A 21,491-nucleotide genomic window follows, 5' to 3' on the forward strand; every position below is an offset into this window, starting at 1 on the left:
CCGTCAGCTCGCCGGTTCGTAGCCGAGGTTCGGACCGAGCCAGCGCTCGACCTGCGACAGCGTCATGCCCTTCCGCTTCGCGTAGTCCTCGGCCTGGTCCTTCCCGATCTTGCCGAGCGTGAAGTAGCGCGACTCCGGGTGCGCGAAGTAGAGGCCGCTCACGCTCGCGCCCGGCCACATCGCGTAGCTCTCGGTGAGCTTCATGCCCGTCTTCGCCTCGACGTCGAGGAGCTTCCACAGCGTGGCCTTCTCGGTGTGGTCGGGGCACGCGGGGTAGCCCGCGGCGGGACGGATGCCGCGGTACTTCTCCGCGATGAGGTCCACCTTCGAGAGCGCGTCGGCGTGACCCCACTCCGCGCGCACGCGCTCGTGGAGGTACTCCGCCGCCGCCTCGGCGAGGCGGTCCGCGAGCGCCTCCGCCATGATCGCGTTGTAGTCGTCGTGTTGCTTGCGGAAGCCGTCCTTGAGCACGTCGAGGCCGAGGCCCGCCGTCACCGCGAACGCGCCGACGTGATCGCCGCTCGGGCCGATGAAGTCGGCGAGGCAGCGATGGGGCTCGCCGTTCTTGTGCTCGGTCTGCTGGCGCAGGAAGTGAAAGCGCGCGCCGCCTTCGAGCACGACGTCGTCGCCCTCCGCGTACGCGGGGAACAAGCCGTAGACCGCCTTCGCGGTGAGGAGCTTCTCCTTCACGACGCGATCGAGGAGCTCGTTCGCCTCGGCGTGGACCTTCCGCGCCTGCTCGCCGTAGACCTCGTGCTCGAGGATCCGCGGGAAGACGCCCTTCAGCTCCCACGTGTGGAAGAACGGCGTCCAGTCGATGTACTCGCGCAGCGTCGCGAGCGGGACGTCGCCCCACACGCGGACGCCGGTGAAGCTCGGGGTCGGGACCTCCGCCGCGCCGTAGGCGAGGCGAGGCCGGTTCGCGCGCGCGGCGGCGAGCGGGACGACCTCCTTCTTCGGACCGGCGTGGATGCGGCGCAGCTTCTCGTAGTCGGCGCCGAGCTCCGCGACGAAGCCCGCCTTGCCCTCGGCGGAGAGGAGCGACGTCGTCACCGGCACCGCGCGCGACGCGTCGAGCACGTGGACGACCGGGTTCTTGTACGCCGGCGCGATCTTCACCGCGGTGTGCGCGCGCGACGTCGTCGCCCCGCCGATGAGGAGGGGGAGGTCCATGCCCTGCCGCTCCATCTCGCGCGCGACGTGCACCATCTCGTCGAGCGACGGCGTGATGAGGCCGGAGAGGCCGATGACGTCGGCCTGGGTGTCGCGCGCCTTCTGCAGGATCTTCTCGCACGGGACCATGACGCCCATGTCGATGACCTCGTAGTTGTTGCACGCGAGCACGACGCCAACGATGTTCTTGCCGATGTCGTGGACGTCGCCCTTCACCGTGGCGAGGACGATCTTTCCTTGCGTCCGCACCGCCGCGCCCGCCTTCGCCGCGGCCTCCTTCTCCGCCTCCATGAACGGCGTGAGGTAGGCGACCGCCTTCTTCATCACGCGCGCGGACTTCACGACCTGGGGGAGGAACATCTTGCCCGCGCCGAAGAGATCGCCGACGACGCTCATGCCGTCCATGAGCGGCCCTTCGATCACCGCGAGCGGACGCCCGAGCTTCGCGCGCGCCTCCTCCGTGTCCGCGTCGATGTACGTGTCGATCCCTTTGACGAGCGCGTGGGAGAGGCGCGCCTCGACGGTGCCCTTGCGCCACTCCTCCTCTTCGCGCTTCGTCGCGGCGCCGCCCTCACCCGCCGCCTTGATCTTCTCTCCGTGGTCGACGAGGCGCTCGGTCGCGTCGGGGCGGCGGTTCAGGAGCACGTCCTCGACCAGCGTCTTCAGCGGCTCCTGGATCTCCTCGTAGACCTCGAGCATGCCCGCGTTCACGATCCCCATGTCGAGGCCGGCCGCGATCGCGTGGAAGAGGAACGCGGAGTGCATCGCCTCGCGCACGACGTTGTTGCCGCGGAAGCTGAACGAGACGTTCGAGATGCCGCCCGACACCTTCGCGTGGGGGAGGTTCTGCTTGATCCACCGCGTCGCCTCGATGAAGTCGACGGCGTAGTTGTCGTGCTCCGCGATCCCGGTCGCGACGGTGAGCACGTTCGGATCGAAGATGATGTCCTCCGCCGGGAAGTCGATCCCGCGGAGGAGCTCGTAGGCGCGCTTGCAGATCCGGATCTTGTCGGCGAGCGTCGCCGCCTGGCCCTCCTCGTCGAAGGCCATGACGACCGCGGCGGCGCCGAAGCGCTGGATCGTGCGCGCGTTCGCGAGGAAGACCGCCTCGCCCTCCTTCAGCGAGATCGAGTTCACGATCCCCTTGCCCTGGAGGCCGCGGAGCCCCGCCTCGATGACCTCCCACTTAGAGGAGTCGATCATGAAGGGGACCTTCGCGACCTCGGGCTCGCTCGAGAGCAGCGCGACGAACTTCGTCATCGCGGAGACGCCGTCGATCATCCCTTCGTCCATGCAGATGTCGATGACGTTCGCGCCGTTCTCGACCTGCTGGCGGCCGATCGCGACCGCGGCCTCGTAGTTGCCCTCCTTGATCAGCTTCGCGAACTTCGGGGAGCCGGCGACGTTCGTGCGCTCGCCGATCATCATGAAGACGCCCGGCTGCTGCGTGAACGGGAGCGAGCCGGAGAGGCGGAGCGGTCGCGTCTCGACCGGAGTCGATTCCGAACGCGGGAGCGGGCGCGGCGGCAGGTCAAGGACGGCCTTCGCGATCGCGGCGATGTGCTCGGGCGTGTTCCCGCAGCAGCCGCCCGCGATGTTGACGAGGCCCGCGCTCGCGAACTCGGCGAGGAAGCGCCCCATGTCCGGCGGCTCGAGATCGAAGCCGGTCGGCGAGAGCGGGTTCGGGAGGCCCGCGTTCGGGTAGCAGGAGATCGCGGCCGCGGCCTTCACGCCGAGCTCGGCGAGGAAGGGCCGCATGAGGTCGGGGCCGAGCGAGCAGTTGAGGCCGACCGAGAGCGGCTTCGCGTGCGCGATCGCGTTCCAGAGCGCCTCGACGGTCTGGGCGGAGATCATCGTCTCGCCGCCGCGGCCGACCGCGGCCGACACCTGGATCGGGAGGCGGACGCCGTCCTCGACGAAGACCTCCTGGATCGCGACGAGGGCCGCCTTCGCGTTGAGGGAGTCGAAGATCGTCTCGACGAGGAGCGTGTCGACGCCGCCCGCGATGAGGGCGCGGACCTCGTGTTTGTACGCGCGCTTCACCTGGTCGAAGGTGCAGACGCGGAAGCTCGCGTCTTCGGCGTCGGGGGAGTTGGAGAGCGACACGGTGAGGGGGCCGATCGCGCCGGCGACGAAGCGCGGCTTGCCGTCCTTCTGCTCCGCGTCCTCGGCCGCCTGGCGGCACTGCTTGGCGGAGACCTCGTTGATCTCCCAGGCGAGGTCGTTGAGGAACTTGTCCTCGAGGATGCTCTCGAAGAACGCGGCGTCCTTCTTGCCGCCGCGCTCGCGCGGATCGTCGACGAAGAACTCGCTCTGGGTGATGCTCGTCGCGCCGAAGGTGTTCGTCTCGACGATGTCCGCGCCCGCCTCGAGGAAGCGGCGGTGGATGTCGAGGATCATCTCCGGCTGGGTGAGGCTGAAGAGGTCTCCGTTGTTGAGGAGATCCTTCTTCGAGTCGGCGAAGCGCGCGCCGCGGATGTCCGCCTCCTTCATGCCGTAGGTGCGGATCGTGGTGCCCATCGCGCCGTCGATGACGACGATGCGCTTCTGGAGGAGCTCTTCGAGGGCGGTGAGGGCGGTCATTTCTTCTTTCCGGTGGCGAGGACGGTGCTGAAGTGCGGCTTCTTCGTCTCGCGGCACGCGACGTCGGCGTGGACCGCGGTCAAGCGCGCGCGGGCGAGGAGCTTCTTGAGATCGGCGGGCGACAAGCCGGGGTGGCGCTCGCCGTACGACGCGGTGAGGTCCTTGTGCTCGTGGCGATCGAGCGAGAGCACGACGACGCGGCCGCCGGGACGGAGCACGCGCGCGCACTCCTCGACGACGCGCCGCGGATCCGCCGCGTACGTGAGCGTGTGGAACAAGAGCGCCGCGTCGAACGAGCCGTCGGGATAGGGGAGGTCGGCGCCGTCGGCGACCTCCGCGCGGAAGCTCTTGGTCTTGCCGAGGCGTCTCCGAGCGGCCTCGATCATCCGCGCGCTCGTGTCGACGCACGTGAGCGAGCGGCAGTAAGGCGCGACGAAGCTCGCCGCCGCGCCGTCGCCGGAGCCGACGTCGAGGACGTCGCCGAGGTCGAGGAGCGCGGCGAGGCCGACCGCGAGCGACTGCCACGTCCGCCCCGGCGAGTAGTGGCGCTCCATCTCGCCCGCGACGGACTCGGGGAAGCGGCCGAGCTCGGCGAGCCGCTTCTTGTCGCCGGCGAGCGTCGGATCGCCGGCGAGCGTCGCCTCGTCGAGGACGACCTTGGCGGTGCCCGGCAGGGTGTCGACCGCGAGCGCGTAGAACGCGTGCTGGCCGTCGCGGCGGTCGCGCACGAAGCCGCCCTCACGCAGGCGCGCGAGGTGGGTCGAGACCCGCGACTGCGAGATGCCGGTGACGCGCACGAGGTCCGAGACCGTGAGCTCCCGCTCGCGCAGAAGTGCGCAGAGCCGCAGGCGATTTTCGTCGCCGAGCAGGTTCAGCGTCCCGACGTAGCGCGCGAGCTCCACGGCATCTGCTTATCAGGATGAGCGAATATTCGCAACCGACCCGCCGGCGGGCCGAAGCGCGGGTCACCCATGAGCTCCATCCAAAATTACGCGAACTCCTCGAGCCTCCACTACGCGCTTCCGGGAGGTGGCGAATACGCCGAGGCCACCGCGTCGGCGGCGCCCGAAGGCCTCGTCGACGACGCCCAGGCGGCCGCGGAGAACATGAGGAGCGGGAAGCCGGCGAGCGGACACGCCGAACGCGAGCCCGAGATCGTCACGGCGCGAGCGATGAAGATGAGCCGCTCGGGGCAGCGGGACCCGGCAGAGGCGACGACGGAGCCGGGTCCACCGCCGACGCGGGAGCTCAAACACGCGTGGGCTCTGGGCAACGTCGTCATCGCCGGCTGACCGTGGAGCGCTCGGGTGCGACGCGTTAGGATCGGGCGCGATGCTCGAGCGCGTCGTCGACTTTGCGCGGAAGCTCATGTCGCCGCGGCAGCGGCGGCGGCCGTTCCCCGATCGCGAGCATCGTCCGCCGAGCGCGGCCGACGAGCGGCGCGCCCGCGCGGCCTCCCGCGACTACGCGCGATGGGCCAAGCGCCTCGAGCTCGTGCACGCTCCCGCCGAGCGCGGGTACCGCGGCCGCGTCGCGGGCCGCGCCGTCGTCGTGAGGGCCGGGCTCGACGGGAGCGCGCCGATCGGCGCCGAGGCCGAGATCGCGATCGACCACGACGAGCCCGCGACCTTCCTCGTCACCCCGCAGCAGCGCAGCGACGCGCGCGCGAAGAGCGACCTCGCCGACGCGGTCGCGCCCCTCTTCGACGAGCCCGCGCTCGATGCCCTCCGCTCGCTCGCGATCGTGCGCGGCGGCGTCCGCCTCCGCTTCGCGCCGCTCACCGACCCCGAGGTGGTGCAGGCGGCGATCGATCGCGTGGTCGTCGCGATCGAAGATCGATTGCGCGCGCGTTTGCGGGGAGATCCGTATCGCTGACATGATGGCGCGATGACGATCCCGACCGTCACTGCGCTCTACGGCTCGTTGAACGCGCTCCTGAACGTCGCGCTGGGCCTCAACGTCGTCCGCTACCGCACGAAGGCCGGAGTCTCCCTCGGGGAAGGCGGCTCGAAGGAGCTCCTCGTCGCGGTCCGCACCCACTCCAACAACGCCGAGTTCGTGCCGCTCGCGCTCGTGATGCTCCTCGTCGTCGAGCTGTGCGGCGGCGCGAGCCTCTGGCTCCACGCCGCCGGCGGCGCGCTGTTCCTCGGGCGCGTCCTCCACGTCATCGGCATGCCGCGGAAGGCGCCGAACCCCTATCGCTTCATCGGCGTCACGATCACGTACGTGCTCATCACCGCCCTCGCGGCGTACGCCTTGTGGCTCCGCCGCGGGGCGTAGAGGGGGAGTAGACGGCGCTCAGCTCGTGACCTTCTCCCAGCCGCGGCGGACGTAGGCCTTCACGTCGTTCCACGTGCCGTGGCCCGTGTCGCTCTCCCATTCGCCCTTCAGCCGGCCTTCGAGCTCGTCGTCCCACTGCGAGAACTGCGAGCCGTACTGGCGCCGCGCGCCGACGCCGTACTTCAGCGGCTCGACGACGTCGCTACTTCTCCTTGAGGACCTTCACCGCGTCGCCGCGGATCTCGAGGACCTCGACGTTGCCCTGGTAGTACTTCGACATCCCGGTGTCGATGCGCCAGCCCTGGCCGTCGCAGCACGGCGCGATGTCGGGCTTCTGCGGGGTGTGCCCCATCACGAGGCGCTTCGCGTTCAGGAGCTTCAGCGTCTCCGCGAGCGTCGCGCACTCCTGCGCCCCCGGCGCCTCCGAGTACATGCGCGTCCAGAGCGGGCCGTCGACCGCCTCGATCTCCTTCGGCGGCTTGCGGCGCTCGCCCTTGAGCCACTCGCGCGTCTCCGTGTTCACGCGATCGAGCCCGGCGCGGACGTGCTTCGGGAGGATGCCGCCGTGCACGAAGAGCGAGTCGCCGACGCGGGCCATGAGCGGCCGCTCGGCGAGGAGCTTCGCGTAGACGCCGCCGGGCAGGAACGCGGCCGCGCGACCGCGCTGCGAGGGCTCGACCTTCGACGCCGCCTCGGCCACCTCGTCGCTCTTCGACGACACGTCGTTGAACGCGGAGAAGCCGCCCGGCGTCACGTACCGGAAGTCGAGCTGCGCGTTCATGATTTCGTGGTTTCCGTTCAATGCGACAAACTCGCCGCCGGCCGCCTTGGCCTCGCCCTTCAGGCGCTCGACCAGGTCGAGGATCGTGCGATCGTCGTCGCCGCGGTCGACGAGGTCGCCGGTCTGCACCACGACGAGCTTGCCGCCGATCCACTTGTCCTTGTCGTCGATCGCGCCGGCGAGGCGGAGCGCGCGGCGCGCGGCGTCGAGGTCGCCGTGCAGATCGCCGAGCGCGACCACGCGCTCCGGCGCCGGCTTGCCGATCCCGAGCGAGCCGACGTCGACGGACGCGCTGACGGCGGGCGCGGCCGTCGATGGCGGCGGCTCCGGCTTCTTGTCGCAGGCGCACGCGAGCGCCAGGAGCGCGAGCGCGGCTACGAATCGCTTCAGAACTTCACCGACGAGCCGCAGCCGCAGCTGCCGGTCACGTTCGGGTTGTTGAACTTGAAGCCCGATCCGTGGACGCCCTCGACGTAGTCGATCTCGGTGTCGGTCAGGTACTGGAAGCTCAGCGGGTCGACGTAGAGCTTCACGCCCTTCGACTCGAACTCCTCGTCCATGTCGGTCGTCTGATCCTCGAAATAGAGGTCATACGTGAACCCGGCACACCCACCGCCGACCACGCGGAGGCGAAGCCCTTGGTTCGTCAGGTCTTCCGCGAGCGCGATCTCTTTGACCTTGTCGGCCGCGCGGTCCGTCATGGTGATCATGCGTGCACTATAGGCAAAATAGGGGCCGGTCGCCAGGCCTGAGGCTCACGGCTCGCGACGGCGGAGCTTGTCCGAGTCGGCGCTCGACGATGGGGTGGGGGAAGGGCTGGGCTTGGCGGCCGGGGGGGGCGGCGTGTTGCCGCCGGCGATGCGGGCGATGAGGCCGCCTTCGCAGGCGACGGCGAAGGCGTTGGCGCCGAAGGGGGTCAGGCCGGCGACGCCGCCGCGTGAGCCCTTCGCGCAGAAGGTGTCGCCGAGCGTGTCGAGCGCGCCGTCGGGGGCGATCGTGCCGATGCGGCCGTCCGTGGTCGCGAACGCGATCGCGCCGCGCGCGTCGATGATCATGCCGGTGTGCGGCGGCGTCTGGAGCGGCGGCATCCCGCCGTCGGGGAGGACGTTCGGCTGGAACTTCGCGACCGGCGCGCGGAGCAGCTCTTGCCCCGCGGGGTCGAGCGCGAGGACGAAGCCGAGCGTATGCGTCATCGCGCCGAGCATCGCGATCGAGGTGCCGCCCGGGATCTCGCGCACGGCGGGCGGGCCGAGGTAGATGCCTTGCGACGCGATCGACCAGGTCGCGCGCGATCCGCGCACGACGTCGACCTCCGCGAGGTGGTTGCCCTCGATGACGGCGAGGAGCGTGCCCTGCGTCGTGAGGGCGGCGCCGCCGTCGATCGGCGCGCCGAACGAGCCGAGGCGCACCGAGTCGTGTCCCGGCGTCCACCCGAAGACGGCGCCCGTCGACGTCACCGCGAGGACCTTGTCGCCCGCGGCGACGAGCGGCGCGGCGGGCTGCTCGGGGAGCGTGACGCGCGCGCGGACGTTGCCCTCCGCGTCGAGGACGACGAGGTCCGTCAGCGTCGCGACGACCACGCCGCCGTCGTCGAGCGCGAGCGGGGCCGCGCGCGTGTTGCGCTCGCCGCCGATGCGCGTCGTGTAGCGGATCGGCGGGGACGCGCCGCGCCGGACGCCCATCGCGTCGCCGCTCGTCGACAGGAAGACGATCGTGCCGTCGGACGTCATCGCGGCGGGGCCGACCTGCGCCGCGCCGACCTTGATCGTCGCCTTCTCGTCGCCGCGGTCGTCGTAGAAGCCGACGTCGCCGCGCGAGGAGACGACGACGAGGCTCCCGTCGGCCGCGATCAGCGGGGGATGATCGATCGTGAGGCCGGTCGGCTTCCGCCAGGCGATGGAGAGCGGACCGCTCGGGAGGAACGTCTTCGAGAGACCGCTCCGCCGCGCGTCGAGCCGCTGCATCGGCGCCGCGCCGCGCGGGGGCCCGACGACGAGCACGCTCGGGCGGCGCGGATCGATCTTCTGCGCCTCGGCGTCGCCGGAGCCGAGCGTGAGCGCGAGCAAGAGCGCGCCCGCGATCGCGGTCGCGGCCGCGATCGTCGCGACGGTCCTCACTTCTTCGCTCCCTTCGGCACTGGGATCGCCAGCGTACCCACGATCGCGGGGACCTGCTTGCCGTTCCACGCCACCGTGCCGGCGACCTTCCCGTAGGCCCGGATCGCGTCGCCGCGCGCGGCGCGGATCTCCTCGCCGTGCGTGAACCGGAGCACGCAGCCGCCGCCCGCCGCGCACGTCTTCTTCTCCTCCACCACCATCACGGAGAAGCCCTGCGCGACGCGGACGTCGAGGACCTCGCCGTCGATCGCGACCGCCTGACCGACCTTCGACGCCGGGTCCGCCGCGTACGCGTCGAAGCCGAGCGGGCTCGCGGCGTCGAACGTCTGCGCGGCGGCCTCGAGCGCGGCGACGCGCGTGACCTTCGCGCGGACGGTGCGCGGGGCGAGGGGAGGCGCCGACGCCACGATCGTGAGCGTCTTGTCGCCCTCGCTCGGGAGCTCGGCGCGGATCGCGAAGCGGCCCGTCGCGTCGACGGGCACGCTCTGCCCGTCGATCGTGAGCGTGCCGCCCGGCCTCGTCTGGCCCGCCACGTTGCCCGTCGTGCGATCGGTCACGAGCTCCGGGCCGGGCGCGTCGAGGTGGAGCGGGACGATCGCGGCGCGGACGGTGAGCTCGCCCGCCTCCGGGCTCGCGCTCCCTTTTCGCTTCACCGTGAACGGGATCTTGCGATCGATCGCCGTCTGCTCGTCCGAAGGACCGAGCGCCTCCTCCGACATGTCGAGCGCGTAGAAGCCCTTGCCGGCGTCGTCGAGCGTGGTCGGCTTGCCGTCGACGGTGACCTCCGCGCCCGGCGTCGCCTCGACGCGCACGGTGACGGTGGGCGGCATCGCGCCGAGGGTCGTGAGGTCCGCCTTCACGCGATAGGCGATCGGGACGTGGACCCGCACCTTCTCGTCGCGCCCCGCGCCGGGTCGATCGATCGCGATCTGGAGGTCGTTGTCGCCGATCGAGAGCGGCGCGGGCAACGCGAGGAGCGCGCTCTTCTCGGTCACGGTCGACGTCGACGCGCCGAGCGTGATCGTGGTGCCGTCGGGACAGGACTCGCAGTGGATCTCGAGCGACTCCTTCCCGCTCTCGTCGAGCCGCGCCTTCGCGGTGAGCGGGGCGCCGCCGCGCAGGAGGACGAACGCCGCCGCGAGGCCGCCGGCGAAGACGAGCCCGAAGATGATCGCGACGAGGACGACAGCCGAGACCCCGCGCTTCGGCTCGACCCGCGGTGCCTGCGGCAGCGGCTCCTCGACGAGCGGCGCGGGCGGCGGCACGATCGGCGGAGGCGGCTGCATTTGCGGATGCGAGCCGGGCGCGGCCGGAGCAGCGTGCGGATGCGAGCCAGGCGCGGCGGGAGCGGCGTGCGGATGCGAGCCGGGCGCGGCCGGGATCGCGGCGAGCAGCGCCGTGTGCGGATTCGAGCCGGGCGCGGCGGGGGTCGCGGCGAGCGGCGCCGTGTGTGGGCGCGAGCTCGCCGCGGCAGGGACCGCCGGGTTCGAGCCCGGCGCGCCGATGCCGCCGTGGAGCGTGCCTGCGCTGCTCGCGGGGGGCGGCGGCGTTCCGGCGTTCTGCGCGGCGAGGATCCCGCGCTCCGAGTCGCGGATCGGAGCGATGCCCGGGAGCGCGACGCCGAGCATCGTCTTGAAGGCGGGGCGATACGCCTGCGGATCGGGGGCGGGCGCGGGCGCGTCGAAGGCCGGCTGCGGAGAGACCGCCACGCCGAGCTGCGTCGGCGCGCCGGCGCGGGGGGGAGCCTCGGGCGCGGGCGCGTCTTCGAAGGCGGGCTGGTCGAGGACCGGCGTGCCGACGACGGTGGGCTTGTCGGGCGAGACCTTCCGCGTGCGCTCGGCCTCGGCCATGACGTCGGCGGCGGTGATCGAGCCGCCGATCATCGTCTTGCCGAACATCGGCCCGCGCGGCTCGGACGGGGCCGGCGCGGGCGCGGGCTCCGGCGCCGTGGGCTCCGGCGCCGCGGGCAGCTTCGGGTCCGAGGCCGGAGGGTTCCACTCGAGGCTCGCGAGCATCGAGTCGACCGACGACATGTCCTTGTCGGTGATCGTCTTCGCGAAGTCGCCGGGGTTGCCGACCTTCGTCGTCTTCTGCGTCTCCGCCGCCGCCGGCGGATCGGCCGTCGCCTCGTCGACCGTGATCGGCACGCGGCGCGTGACCTCCGGGTCGATCGTGGTCCCGCACTGCCCGCAGAACCGTGATTCGACAGGTACGGCTGAGCCGCAGTGGGGGCATGGCTTCGTCGTCACGCGGGGCCGCAGAAAAGCACAGGCCGCGCGTGTATCCAAGGTCGGGCAGCTGCTACGCTGCGCCGCGATCGCGATGCGCGTCTACGTGCTCGGGAGCGGATCGGGCGGCAACGCGCTCCTCGTCGACGCGAACGGCACGCGTGTCCTCGTCGAGGCGGGCCTCGGGCCGCGGATCGTCGCCGCGCGGCTCGCGGAGCTCGGGGTCGACCTCGCCCCCGGCGAGCTCGACGGCATCGTCGCGACGCACGAGCACGGCGATCACTTCGGACACGCCGCGCAGCTCGCTGCGGCGTTCGGCGCGCCGCTGTACCTCCACGCCGGCATCGACGCCCCCGCCGCCGACGTCACGGTCCATCGCTACCCGATCGGACGCGCCTTCCGCGTCGGCGGGCTCGCCTTCGCGTCGGTCCACGTGCCGCACGACGTGATGCAGGTCGCGCTCCGCGTCGACGACGGCGTCCGCGCGCTCGGCGTCGCGACCGACGTCGGGCGCGTCACGAACGACCTCGTCGCGCTGCTCGCCGAGTGCGACGCCGCGCTGCTGGAGGCGAACCACTGCGCCGAAATGCTCGCATTCAGCGACTATCCCGACGTCGTGAAGCGGCGCGTCGGCGGCGGGCTCGGGCACCTCTCGAACGCGCAGGCGGCGGAGCTCGCCGCGCGCCTCGTCGGGTCGCGGCTCGCCCGCCTCTGGCTCGGCCACCTCTCCCGCACGAACAACAGCCCCGCGCGCGCCCTCGACGTCGTCGCCGCCCGCGCGCGCCGGATCGACGTGAGCGTGCTCCCGGACGCGACGCCGATCGCCCTCGACGTCCACACGACGCGTCCGCACCAGCTCGGGCTGCCGTTCGGGTAACATCGGGCGCATGGTTCAGCGGCCCGCCCTCGTCGTCCTGGCGATCGGTCTCGTTCACTGCGTCGGCGAGGACCTGCGCCCCACGGCGGTCGTCGTCCTCGACGGTGGAGCATCGTCGTCGTCCTCCTCCTCCGGTGGCTCCTCCGGCTCGTCGTCGTCCTCGTCCTCCGGCTCGTCGTCGTCGTCCTCCTCCTCCGGAGGAGGCGCGGACGCGTCGGGGACCGGCTCGCCGCTGCCGGCGGGCGGGCTCTACGCGTTCGTGTCGAGCAGCCGGCACACCGGCGCCCTCGGAGGCGCCGCCGGCGCAGACAAGATCTGCGGGGACCTCGGGCAGACGCTCCGGCGGAGCGGGACGTTCCGCGCGTGGATCTCGACGAGCGAGCGCAAGGCGTACGAGTGGGTCCCCGCGGAGAAGACCTGGTACTCGGCGACCGGCGTGGAGGTCGCGACGTCGGCGGGGCTGACCTCGAACCCGTCGTCGCTTCGGTCCGAGCTCACGCTCGATGAGTCGGGCGCCGCCGCGACCGGCCCGACCGCGTGGACGGGCACGAACGGGAGCGGCTCGGTGGGAGAGACCTGCAACGGCTTCGAGAGCAAGGAGAGCGGCCGCAAGGCGAGCGCGGGCAAGCTCGGCCACGTCGACTACAACTGGACGAACGCGGGCACGGTCGAGTGCTCCACCGAGCAGCACCTCCTCTGCTTCGAGGTCCCGTGAGCGGCATGGGCTGGCGCTCGGCGCGGCATGGGACTAAATGCGCGTTCAGCCATGAGCGAAGAACGCATCGTCCACTGCCGGAAGCTCGGGAAAGACCTGCCCGGCCTCGCGAAGCCCCCGTACAAAAACGAGCTCGGGAAGCGGATCTACGAGGAGGTCTCGAAGGAGGCCTGGGACATGTGGATCAAGGACTCGGTCAAGTACATCAACACGTACCGCGTCGACCTCACGTCGCCCGAGGGCCAGAAGTTCATGTTCGATCAGGCCGAGGTCTACTTCGGCTTCAAGGGCGGAAAGCTGGCCGACACCGCGTTCGTGCCGGCGCAGCCCGGCGCCGACGACAAGAACGAAGACTGAGAGAGCGCCACCGTGTCCGCCGCCACGAGCTTCCGCGTCACCCGCAAGTCGTTCCCGCCGCCGGAGGGGCTGCCGTCGTCCGACATGCCGATGGGCATCGCGGGCTTCCGCTTCTCCGATCTCTTCGTCCCCGAGCGCCTCAAGGACCTCTACGGCGCCTTCTGCACCGAGCTCGAGCAGACCGCGCCCGAGGACGCGAAGCTCTACGCCTCGTGGCGCGCGGGCGCGTTCGCGAAGCCGGAGGAGATCTCGACCGCGATCCTCGCGGTGGCTCCGCACGTGAGCCGCTTCGTCGGCCGCCTCTTCGGCGTCGAGAAGGAGATCGCGGAGCTCGCGTCCGAGGTGAAGGACCGGGAGCCGCTCTGGGTCTTCAAGGCGGACTTCGCGAAGAAGCGCGTGCTGAAGGACAGCGCGGGCAAGGCCTGGAAGGGCACGCTCGCGGAGGCGGGCGCGGTCGCGACCGCGGCGATCACGGCGATGTTCCCGCAGCGGCCGGAGGCGATCCTCCGCGGCACGCAGAGCTACCCCGACGAGGAGCTCGCGGTCGCGAAGGCGGTCATCATGCTCGTCCAGGTCGACGACACCGCGCGCAAGGCGGCGAAGGCCGGCGGCGCGGCGTGGACGGACGAGCTCCGCGAGCGTGCCTCGATCGTGCGGAGGGCGCTCGCGAGCAGCTTCAGCGCGTCGCGCGTGAGCGAGGAGGCGTGCGCGGTGGCGGAGGAGGGCGCGCCGACCGACGCCGAGCAGCACAAGGTCGTCGCGTTCGCGCTCGACGCGATCGAGGCGTGGCTCGCGCATCGCCGCAAGGACCACCACGACCACGCGTTTCACTGGCCGTCGCTCCGCGTCGCGAAGACGGTCGATCACCAGCACCTCGTCGAGCTGCGGCGGCCGGAGCCGAAGCTGCAGGAGCTCTTCGTCGGCCCCGACCACGAGCGCCGCGAGCGCGACGGCTTCCCGCTCACCGATCGCCGCGGGGATCCGCGCCAGATCGAGCAGGAGATCGACTACTGCCTCTACTGCCACGAGCGCGACAAGGACTCGTGCAGCAAGGGCCTCCGCGACAACAAAACGAACGAGATCAAGAAGAACCCCCTCGGCGTCGCGCTCGACGGGTGTCCGCTCGACGAGAAGATCAGCGAGATGCACGTCGTCCGCCGCGGCGGCGACGCCCTCGGCGCGCTCGCGATCGTCGCGATCGACAACCCGATGTGCCCCGGCACTGGTCACCGCATCTGCAACGACTGCATGAAGGCCTGCGTCTTCCAGAAGCAGGAGCCGGTCAACATCCCGCAGATCGAGACGCGCGTGCTCACCGAGGTGCTCTCGCTCCCGTGGGGCCTCGAGATCTACGGCCTCCTCACGCGCTGGAACCCGCTCGACGTCCGGCGTCCGTACGCGCTCCCGTACAACGGCAAGAACGTCCTCGTGGTCGGGCTCGGCCCCGCCGGCTACACCCTCGCGCACCACCTCACGCGCGAGGGCTTCGGCGTCAGCGCGATCGACGGGCTCAAGATCGAGCCGCTCCCGGCCGAGCTCACCGGCTCGTGGAGCGGGGCGACGTGGACGCCGCCGCTGCCGATCAAGGACTTCGGCACTTTGTACGAAGAGCTCGACGAGCGCGTCTTGCTCGGATTCGGCGGAGTCAGCGAATACGGGATCACCGTCCGCTGGGACAAGAACTTCCTCACCCTCCTCTACATCACGCTCGCGCGGAAGCAGCTCCTCCGCATCTACGGCGGGATCCGCTTCGGCGGCACGATGACGCTCGACGACGCGTGGTCGCTCGGGTTCGACCACGTCGCCCTCGCGGCGGGCGCGGGCCGCCCCACCATCATCGACATCAAGAACAACCTGGCGAAGGGGATCCGCAAGGCCTCCGACTTCCTGATGGCGCTCCAGCTCACCGGCGCTTACAAGCGGAGCTCGATCGCGAACCTGCAGATCCAGCTCCCCGCGATCGTCATCGGCGGCGGCCTCACCGCGATCGACACCGCGACGGAGCTCCTCGCGTACTACCCGATCCAGGTCGAGAAGGTCGCCCAGCGCGTGCACGACCTCGTCGCGACCCAGGGGCCCGAGGCGGTGCGCGCGATGTTCGACGAGGAGGAGTGGGCCGAGCTCGAGGTCCAGCTCCAGCACGCGAAGGAGCTCGAGGAGGAGCGCGCCCTCGCGGCGAAGGAGGGACGTGACCCGCTCCTCCAGCCGCTGCTCGACAAATGGGGCGGGGTCTGGCTCGTCTACCGCCGCTCCGTCCTCGAGTCGCCGGCGTACCGCCTGAACCACGAGGAGGTGCAGAAGAGCCTCGAGGAGGGGGTGCGCTACGTCGAGAACCTCTCCCCGACGGAGGCGGTGCTCGACCCGTACGGCCACGTGAAGGCGGTGAAGTTCCGCCGCGCGCACGCGCCGGTCGAGAGCGACGACGGCACGCTCCCCGAAGAGGTGGAGCTCCCCGCGCGCACGGTCTGCGTCGCGGCCGGCACCTCGCCGAACACGATGTACGAGAAGGAGTACGAGGGCACGTTCGCGCTCGACGCGAAGAAGCAGTACTTCCAGGCCTTCTCCGCGACGGTCGAGGGTGACGTCGCGACGTTGGCGAAGGTCGACGGCCGCTCGTCGTCGGAGGCGTTCTTCACGAGCTACGCGAAGGACGGGCGGAAGCTCGTCTCGTTCTACGGCGACAACCACCCGTTCTACGCCGGCAGCGTCGTGAAGGCGATGGCGAGCGCGAAGCACGGCTTCCTCCACGTGGGGCGGCTCTTCCCGGAGGTGGAGGCGCTCGCGAACGACACGGTGGGGCAGCCCGCGCGCAACGCGCGGCTCGCCGACTTCTTCGCCTCGCTCGACGATGCGCTCGTCGCGCGCGTGGTCGAGGTGAACCGCCTCACGAAGACGATCGTCGAGGTGGTGGTGAAGGCGCCGATGGCGGCGCGGAAGTTCAAGCCGGGGCAGTTCTATCGCCTCCAGAACTTCGAGTCGTTCGCGCCCGTCGTCGCGGGCACGCGCCTCGGGATGGAGGGCCTCGCCCTCACCGGCGCGTGGATCGACGAAGAGAAAGGCCTCCTCGGCACGATCGTGCTCGAGATGGGCGGCAGCTCGCGCCTCTGCGCCGCGCTCCGCCCCGGCGAGCCGATCGTCCTGATGGGCCCGACCGGCACGCCGACGCACGTGCAGAAGAGCGAGACGAGCCTCCTCCTCGGCGGTGGCCTCGGCAACGCGGTCCTCTTCTCGATCGCGCGCGCGATGAAGGCGCTCGGCAACGAGGTGCTCTACTTCGCCGGCTACAAGAAGGGCGAGGACCTCTTCAAGCAGGACGACATCGAGGCGTACACGGACCAGGTCATCTGGTGCACGGACACGGGCGCGGAGATCGCGCCGCGGCGCCCGCAGGACCGGCACTTCCGCGGCAACATCGTCCAGGCGTGCGTGGCGTACGGCAAGGGCGAGCTCGGCGAGCGGCTCGTGAAGCTGCCGAAGGTGAACCGCATCATCGCGATCGGCTCCGACCGCATGATGGCGGCGGTGAAGGAGGCGCGCCACGGCGTCCTCCAGCCGTTCCTCGATCCGCTCCACGTCGCGATCGGCAGCATCAACTCGCCGATGCAGTGCATGATGAAGGAGGTCTGCGCGCAGTGCCTCCAGAAGCACACCGATCCGAAGACGGGGAAGGAGACGTTGGTCTTCTCCTGTTACAACCAGGACCAGGAGCTCGACGCGGTCGACTTCAAGCACCTCCACGACCGCCTGCGCGCCAACTCGATGCAGGAGAAGGTCGCGAACGCCTGGCTCGATCGGCTGCTCGAGAAGAACCCGGAGCTCCTCCGGATCTGATCGACGTCAGAGGCACTGGAACGTGACGCCCGCGGCCGGCTCGGGGGCGGGCGTCGTGCGCTGGTGCGCCCACGGCGCGACGCCCTCGGCGGCGGGGTCGAACTCGACGTTCGGGACGAGGTAGCGGAGCTCGTGGCGGCTGCCGTCGTCCGCGGCGAGGTTCGGCGCGCCGAGGTTTCGGCTCGAGAACTGGGTCGGCAGGTAGGCATGGTGGGGCACGCCGTCGACGTCGAACGTGAGGTAGGTCGACGAGCCGCGCGAGGCGTTCGTGACCTTCCGCTCGATCGCGGCGGACGGGGGGCCGAAGAAGACGCGGAAGTCCTCGTACGACCAGTCGACGTCGGGGCGCAGGAGCACGAAGCGGCGGCCGTCCGGCGTCGTCGCGTCGTACTCCACCGTGACCTGCGCCGGGATGTTCTCGACCGCGAGCGCCGCGATCTCGCTCGGCGAGAGGAGCGTCAACGTCTCGCCCTGCGAGCTCGGATCGAACGACTTCGTCGCTGGATCGGGGGCGCCGCGGAAGACGGCCATCGTCGTGGCGGCGCCGCCGGCGAGGTCGATCCGAACCTGCAGGTCCGAGGTCGCGTCGCCGACCATCAGCGCGATGAAGTCGGAACCTCCGCCGGAGCCCGCGACCTTCTCGCGGCGCACGCCGCCGGCGCCGCCGATGAAGACGCGGAGCTGCTCCGACGGCCCCGCCGGCCCGCGATCGACGAGGTACACCGTCCCGTCGCCGGCGCGTCCGCCCGCGACGACGGCGCCGAGGGCGATCGGCTTCGTATCCGCAACCAGCGGGTTGCATGCATGAAGGCCGCGGGCTTCGTCCGAGCCGCCGCTGGTGCAGGCGGACGCGGCGAGGGCCACGAGGACGAGCGCAGCCGCGAGCGTGCGAAGCATGATCGAATCCTCGAAAGCAAAAATCGGACCGATCGTCGTTCCGAGGAATTCCGCGGATTTCGGGAAGGTCGCGGCGTGCCAGAGTGGGCCAGACGCGACGTTCGCGTCCGATCAGAAGCAGAGGAACGAGAGGCCGGTGGTGAAGGTCGCGGCGGGGGCCTTCGGGGGCGCGGCGCCGTCGACGACCTCGCCGGGGGAGCCGGGGAGCGGCGTCAGCGTCGCGATGATGCCGGCGCCGTCCTCGAGGCGCGCGGCGCCGGACATCGGGTTGCTCTCCGCCGTCGTCAGCGTCGCGACCGTCTGGATGCCGTCGACGTCGAACACGACGGTCGTGAACGTCGCGAACGCCGCGCTCAGGACGGTGTACTCGACCATGCGGTCCGGCGGCCCGAGGAACACGCGCAGCGTCTCCGTCGTGACCACGCCGGTGGGATGGAGGACGAGGAAGCGGCGTCCGTCGCTCGCGGTCGCGGCGTAGAGCACGTCGACGGCGGGGAGGTCTTCGAGGGTGAGGCCCGCGTACGCGTCGGCGGCGACGGGCGTGAGCACCTCGCCGTCGATCTCGGGGTTGAAGGTCGTCGCCTCGCCGAGGACGCCGCGGAAGACGGCCATCCGCGTCGCCGGGCCGTCGAAGCCCTCGTGCTCGACCTTCAGCTGGAGGTCCGCGGCGTCGTTCAGCGAGAGGAGGAGCTCCTCCTCCGATTCGTGCACCGCCGCGACCTTCACGCGCTTCAGCGCCGTGCCGGCGGAGACGAACGCGCGCCGCTCGCCGGCCACCCCGGCGGAGGGCGCCGGCGTCTTGTCGACGACGTAGATCGTGCCGTCGGCGGCGCTGCCGGCCGCGATCACCGTCGCGAGCGCCAGCGGCTCGGGCGAGGCCGCGAGCGGATCGCACGGGCGCGCGCCCGAAGGCGGCGGCGGCGGGACGTAGGGATCCTCGCAAGCCGCGACGAGGAGAGCGACGAACGGCAGCAGACGTTTCACGAAGGGACCACCTCTCGACGGACCACGGCGGCGCCTTTCACCATCGCGGAGAGCTTGCCGAAGGCCGTCTCCCTCGACAGGTACTTCATCCCGCAGTCGGGCGCGACGATGACGCGCTCGGGCGGCAGCACGTCGAGCGCGCGGCGGATCCGCGTCGCGACCACCTCCGGCGTCTCGACGTTCGCGTCCCCGAGATCGAGCACGCCGATCATGAACGTCTTCGAGGGCGTCGCCGCGTCCTGCGCCTCGAGGAGGTGCGCGGGCGGGATCTTCCAGACCTCCCTCGCGCGGACGCGCGGCGGGAGACGCGACTTCAGGTTGGCGCGGTCGACGAGCCACTCCGGCTGCACGTAGCTGCCGACGACGGTGGTAGGGAGGAGCACGCTGCGATTATGGTACGCCGGTGGACGCCGTCCAGCGCGCAGCAAAGAGCACCGTCGCGAGCCTGTTCGCGGCGCGGGCGCGCGTGCATCCCGGGCGCGTCGCGCTCGACGACGGGACGCGGGCGCTGACCTACGGCGAGGTGCTGGAGCGGAGCGCGCGGCTCGCGGGCTTCCTCCGCGGCCGCGGCGTCCAGCGCGGCGATCGGCTCGCCGTGCTCTCCGAGAACCGCCTCGAGTACCTCGAGGTCCACCTCGCCGCCGCGCGCATCGGGGCGATCACGGCGTGCCAGAGCTGGCGCCTCGCGCCCGCCGAGCTCCGCCACTGCCTCGAGCTCGTGGAGCCCAAGGTCACGTTCGCGTCGCCGCTCCACGCAGAAAAGCTCGCCGCCGACCTCGTGCTCGGCGACGCCTACGAGGCCGCCCTCGCCGCCGCGACGCCGGCGCCGATCGACGACGCGGTCGATCCCGAGGACCCGCTGATCATCCTCTACACGAGCGGCACGACCGGGCTCCCGAAGGGCGCGGTCCTCAGCCATCGCGCCGAGATCGTGCGGAACCTCACCATGCGCGCGGAGCTCGGGCTCGCGAGCGACGACGACACCGTCGCGTGGCCGCCGCTCTATCACATGGGCGCGACGGAGTGGTCGCTCGGCACGCTCATGTCCGGCGGCGCCGTCTACGTCTTGCCCGGCTACGACGCGGCGAGGCTCGCGGACATCGTCGCGACGAAGAAGCTCGGCTGGCTGCTGCTCATGCCGGGGATGATCGCCTCGTTCGCGGAGGAGCTCCGCCGCCGCGCGATCGTGCCGCGCGGGATCAAGATCGCCGGCGTGATGGCGGACCTCGTGCCGCCGCACGAGCTCGCGGAGATCACGACGCTCCTCCGCGCGCCGTACGGCAACACCTTCGGCGCGACGGAGACCGGCTGCCCGCCGTGCTCCTCGAACCTGATCCCGATCGGCGTCGTGCCGGAGCGCCTCTCGAAGGAGCAGAGCCCATACTGCGAGGTCCGCCTCGTCGACGCGGACGGCGACGACGTGCCGGACGGGACGCCGGGGGAGCTGTGGATGCGCGGGCCGACGCTGTTCAGCGGGTACTTCCGGAACCCGGAGGCGAACGCGGCGTCGTTCGCGGGCGGCTGGTTCCACATGGGCGACGTGTTCCAGCGCAACGCGGACGGCACGCTCGACTTCGTCGATCGCGTGAAATACCTGATCAAGTCCGGCGGCGAGAACGTGTACCCCGCCGAGATCGAGCGCGTGCTGCTCGCCGATCCGCGCGTGGCGGAGGCCGCGGTCGTGCGCCGGCCCGACGCGAAGTGGGGCGAGGTGCCGGTCGCGTTCGTGGCGCGGAGCGACGCCGCGCTCACGGCGGAGGAGCTCTACGCGCGGTGCCGCGCGGAGCTTGCAGGATACAAGCAACCGAAGGACATCGTCTTCATCGCGCTCGAGGAGTTCCCGCGCAGCGCGTCGGGCAAGGTGCAGCGCCACGAGCTCGAGAAGCTGGAAAAGCTGGAGAAGCGGGAGAAGCGGCCATGAGCGAGAGACCGGTCACGACGAGCATCGCGACGCACGACGCGAAGGACATCACGATCCGCGGCAAGAGCTTGTGCGAGGACCTGATCGGCAAGCTGACGTTCACGGAGATGACGTACTTCCACGTCGTCGGGCGCGTTCCGACCAAGGCCGAGGCGGCCGTGCTCGACGCGTGTCTCGTCACGCTCATGGAGCACGGCCTCACCCCGAGCGTGCTCGCGACGCGGCTCGTGGCGTCGAGCGCGCCGGAGGCGCTGCAGTCCGCGGTCGCGGCGGGGCTCCTCGCGGTCGGCAGCGTGTTCGTCGGCACGGTCGAGGGCGCGGCGGCGCTCGTCGCGCGCGTCGCGGCGGGCGAGGACCCGGCTCGGATCGCGAAGGAGCACCGCGCGGCGAAGCGGCCGCTCCCGGGCTTCGGGCACCCCGAGCACAAGCCGGACGATCCGCGTCCGCCGCGCATCTTCGCCGTGCTCGACGCGCACGGGCTCCCGAAGAAGCACGTCGACGCGCTCCTCGCGCTCGGGCGCGCGGTCGACGCCGAGTACGGCAAGCACATCACGATCAACGCGACCGGCGCGGTCGCGGCCGCGCTCCTCGACGTCGGCGTCCCCGCCGAGATCATGCGCGGCTTCGCGGTGCTCGCGCGCTGCGCGGGCCTCGTCGGGCACGTGCTCGAGGAGATGCGCGCCCCCGCGATGGGCGCGATCTGGGACGCGGCGGAGAAGGCGGTCCCTTACGCGGAGCCTTAGCTCG

At 71.3% G+C, this 21,491-nt stretch carries 18 protein-coding genes; 9 read left to right on the plus strand and 9 right to left on the minus strand.

Annotated features, from left to right (window positions below):
• Positions 1-3 precede the first annotated feature (3 nt).
• Together metH and KF837_22960 are read right to left on the minus strand one after the other, a co-directional pair.
• Positions 4-3,756, minus strand: a complete 3,753-nt coding sequence (gene metH / locus KF837_22955) for a methionine synthase (protein ID MBX3230199.1) — start codon at positions 3,754-3,756, stop codon at positions 4-6.
• Positions 3,753-4,658 (minus strand): metalloregulator ArsR/SmtB family transcription factor, encoded by a 906-nt coding sequence (locus tag KF837_22960; protein ID MBX3230200.1) that lies wholly within the window; start codon positions 4,656-4,658, stop codon positions 3,753-3,755. The genes metH and KF837_22960 overlap by 4 nt, the downstream gene beginning before the upstream one ends.
• Positions 4,659-4,727: 69 nt before the next feature.
• Between KF837_22960 and KF837_22965 the strand changes: the two genes are divergently transcribed.
• From KF837_22965 to KF837_22975, 3 genes are read left to right on the plus strand one after another with little or no spacing between them, the layout of a single operon-like run.
• Entirely contained in the window at positions 4,728-5,048 is a 321-nt protein-coding gene (locus tag KF837_22965; protein ID MBX3230201.1) for a hypothetical protein, read from the plus strand.
• A gap of 40 nt (positions 5,049-5,088) precedes the next feature.
• Positions 5,089-5,631 (plus strand): hypothetical protein, encoded by a 543-nt coding sequence (locus KF837_22970; protein MBX3230202.1) that lies wholly within the window; start codon positions 5,089-5,091, stop codon positions 5,629-5,631.
• A gap of 12 nt (positions 5,632-5,643) precedes the next feature.
• On the plus strand, positions 5,644-6,036 hold the full coding sequence (locus KF837_22975) for an MAPEG family protein (GenBank protein MBX3230203.1): 393 nt from the start codon (positions 5,644-5,646) through the stop codon (positions 6,034-6,036).
• A gap of 202 nt (positions 6,037-6,238) precedes the next feature.
• On the opposite strand, the gene KF837_22980 is transcribed toward KF837_22975, so the two are convergent.
• From KF837_22980 to KF837_22995, 4 genes are all read right to left on the minus strand, one after another.
• A complete protein-coding gene (locus tag KF837_22980) occupies positions 6,239-7,057 on the minus strand; it encodes a metallophosphoesterase (protein ID MBX3230204.1) in 819 nt (272 codons plus the stop codon).
• A 146-nt stretch (positions 7,058-7,203) separates the two neighbouring features.
• The gene (erpA, locus tag KF837_22985) at positions 7,204-7,527 is read right to left on the minus strand and encodes an iron-sulfur cluster insertion protein ErpA (protein ID MBX3230205.1); all 324 of its coding nucleotides are present in this window, start codon (positions 7,525-7,527) and stop codon (positions 7,204-7,206) included.
• A gap of 45 nt (positions 7,528-7,572) precedes the next feature.
• Positions 7,573-8,934 carry a hypothetical protein gene (locus KF837_22990; protein ID MBX3230206.1) on the minus strand — a complete coding sequence of 454 codons (1,362 nt, stop codon included), beginning with the start codon at positions 8,932-8,934 and terminating at the stop codon, positions 7,573-7,575.
• Positions 8,931-11,081 carry a hypothetical protein gene (locus KF837_22995; protein MBX3230207.1) on the minus strand — a complete coding sequence of 717 codons (2,151 nt, stop codon included), beginning with the start codon at positions 11,079-11,081 and terminating at the stop codon, positions 8,931-8,933. The genes KF837_22990 and KF837_22995 overlap by 4 nt, the downstream gene beginning before the upstream one ends.
• A gap of 175 nt (positions 11,082-11,256) precedes the next feature.
• Between KF837_22995 and KF837_23000 the strand changes: the two genes are divergently transcribed.
• The 4 genes from KF837_23000 (at position 11,257) to KF837_23015 (ending at position 16,942) form a co-directional block, all read left to right on the plus strand.
• Complete coding sequence (locus KF837_23000; protein ID MBX3230208.1) at positions 11,257-12,039, plus strand: MBL fold metallo-hydrolase; 783 nt, start codon at positions 11,257-11,259, stop codon at positions 12,037-12,039.
• Positions 12,040-12,049: 10 nt separating this feature from the next.
• A complete protein-coding gene (locus KF837_23005; protein MBX3230209.1) occupies positions 12,050-12,754 on the plus strand; it encodes a hypothetical protein in 705 nt (234 codons plus the stop codon).
• A 51-nt stretch (positions 12,755-12,805) separates the two neighbouring features.
• Positions 12,806-13,111, plus strand: a complete 306-nt coding sequence (locus tag KF837_23010) for an oxidative damage protection protein (GenBank protein ID MBX3230210.1) — start codon at positions 12,806-12,808, stop codon at positions 13,109-13,111.
• Between the two features lie 84 nt (positions 13,112-13,195).
• A complete protein-coding gene (locus KF837_23015; GenBank protein MBX3230211.1) occupies positions 13,196-16,942 on the plus strand; it encodes an FAD-dependent oxidoreductase in 3,747 nt (1,248 codons plus the stop codon).
• A 6-nt stretch (positions 16,943-16,948) separates the two neighbouring features.
• On the opposite strand, the gene KF837_23020 is transcribed toward KF837_23015, so the two are convergent.
• From KF837_23020 to KF837_23030, 3 genes are all read right to left on the minus strand, one after another.
• Positions 16,949-17,839: a hypothetical protein gene (locus tag KF837_23020; protein MBX3230212.1), complete on the minus strand. Its 891-nt coding sequence runs from the start codon at positions 17,837-17,839 to the stop codon at positions 16,949-16,951.
• A 111-nt stretch (positions 17,840-17,950) separates the two neighbouring features.
• Entirely contained in the window at positions 17,951-18,823 is an 873-nt protein-coding gene (locus tag KF837_23025) for a hypothetical protein (protein MBX3230213.1), read from the minus strand.
• Positions 18,820-19,206 carry a hypothetical protein gene (locus tag KF837_23030; protein MBX3230214.1) on the minus strand — a complete coding sequence of 129 codons (387 nt, stop codon included), beginning with the start codon at positions 19,204-19,206 and terminating at the stop codon, positions 18,820-18,822. Before KF837_23030 ends, KF837_23025 begins: the two co-directional genes overlap by 4 nt.
• Before the next feature lie 20 nt (positions 19,207-19,226).
• On the opposite strand from KF837_23030, the gene KF837_23035 reads away from it, so the two are divergent.
• Positions 19,227-20,744: an AMP-binding protein gene (locus tag KF837_23035; protein MBX3230215.1), complete on the plus strand. Its 1,518-nt coding sequence runs from the start codon at positions 19,227-19,229 to the stop codon at positions 20,742-20,744.
• Positions 20,741-21,487: a citryl-CoA lyase gene (locus KF837_23040; GenBank protein MBX3230216.1), complete on the plus strand. Its 747-nt coding sequence runs from the start codon at positions 20,741-20,743 to the stop codon at positions 21,485-21,487. The genes KF837_23035 and KF837_23040 overlap by 4 nt, the downstream gene beginning before the upstream one ends.
• Positions 21,488-21,491 lie beyond the last annotated feature (4 nt).

Origin of the sequence: Labilithrix sp. (genome assembly GCA_019637155.1) — a bacterium.
Classification (GTDB): Bacteria; Myxococcota_A; Polyangia; order Polyangiales; family Polyangiaceae; genus Labilithrix.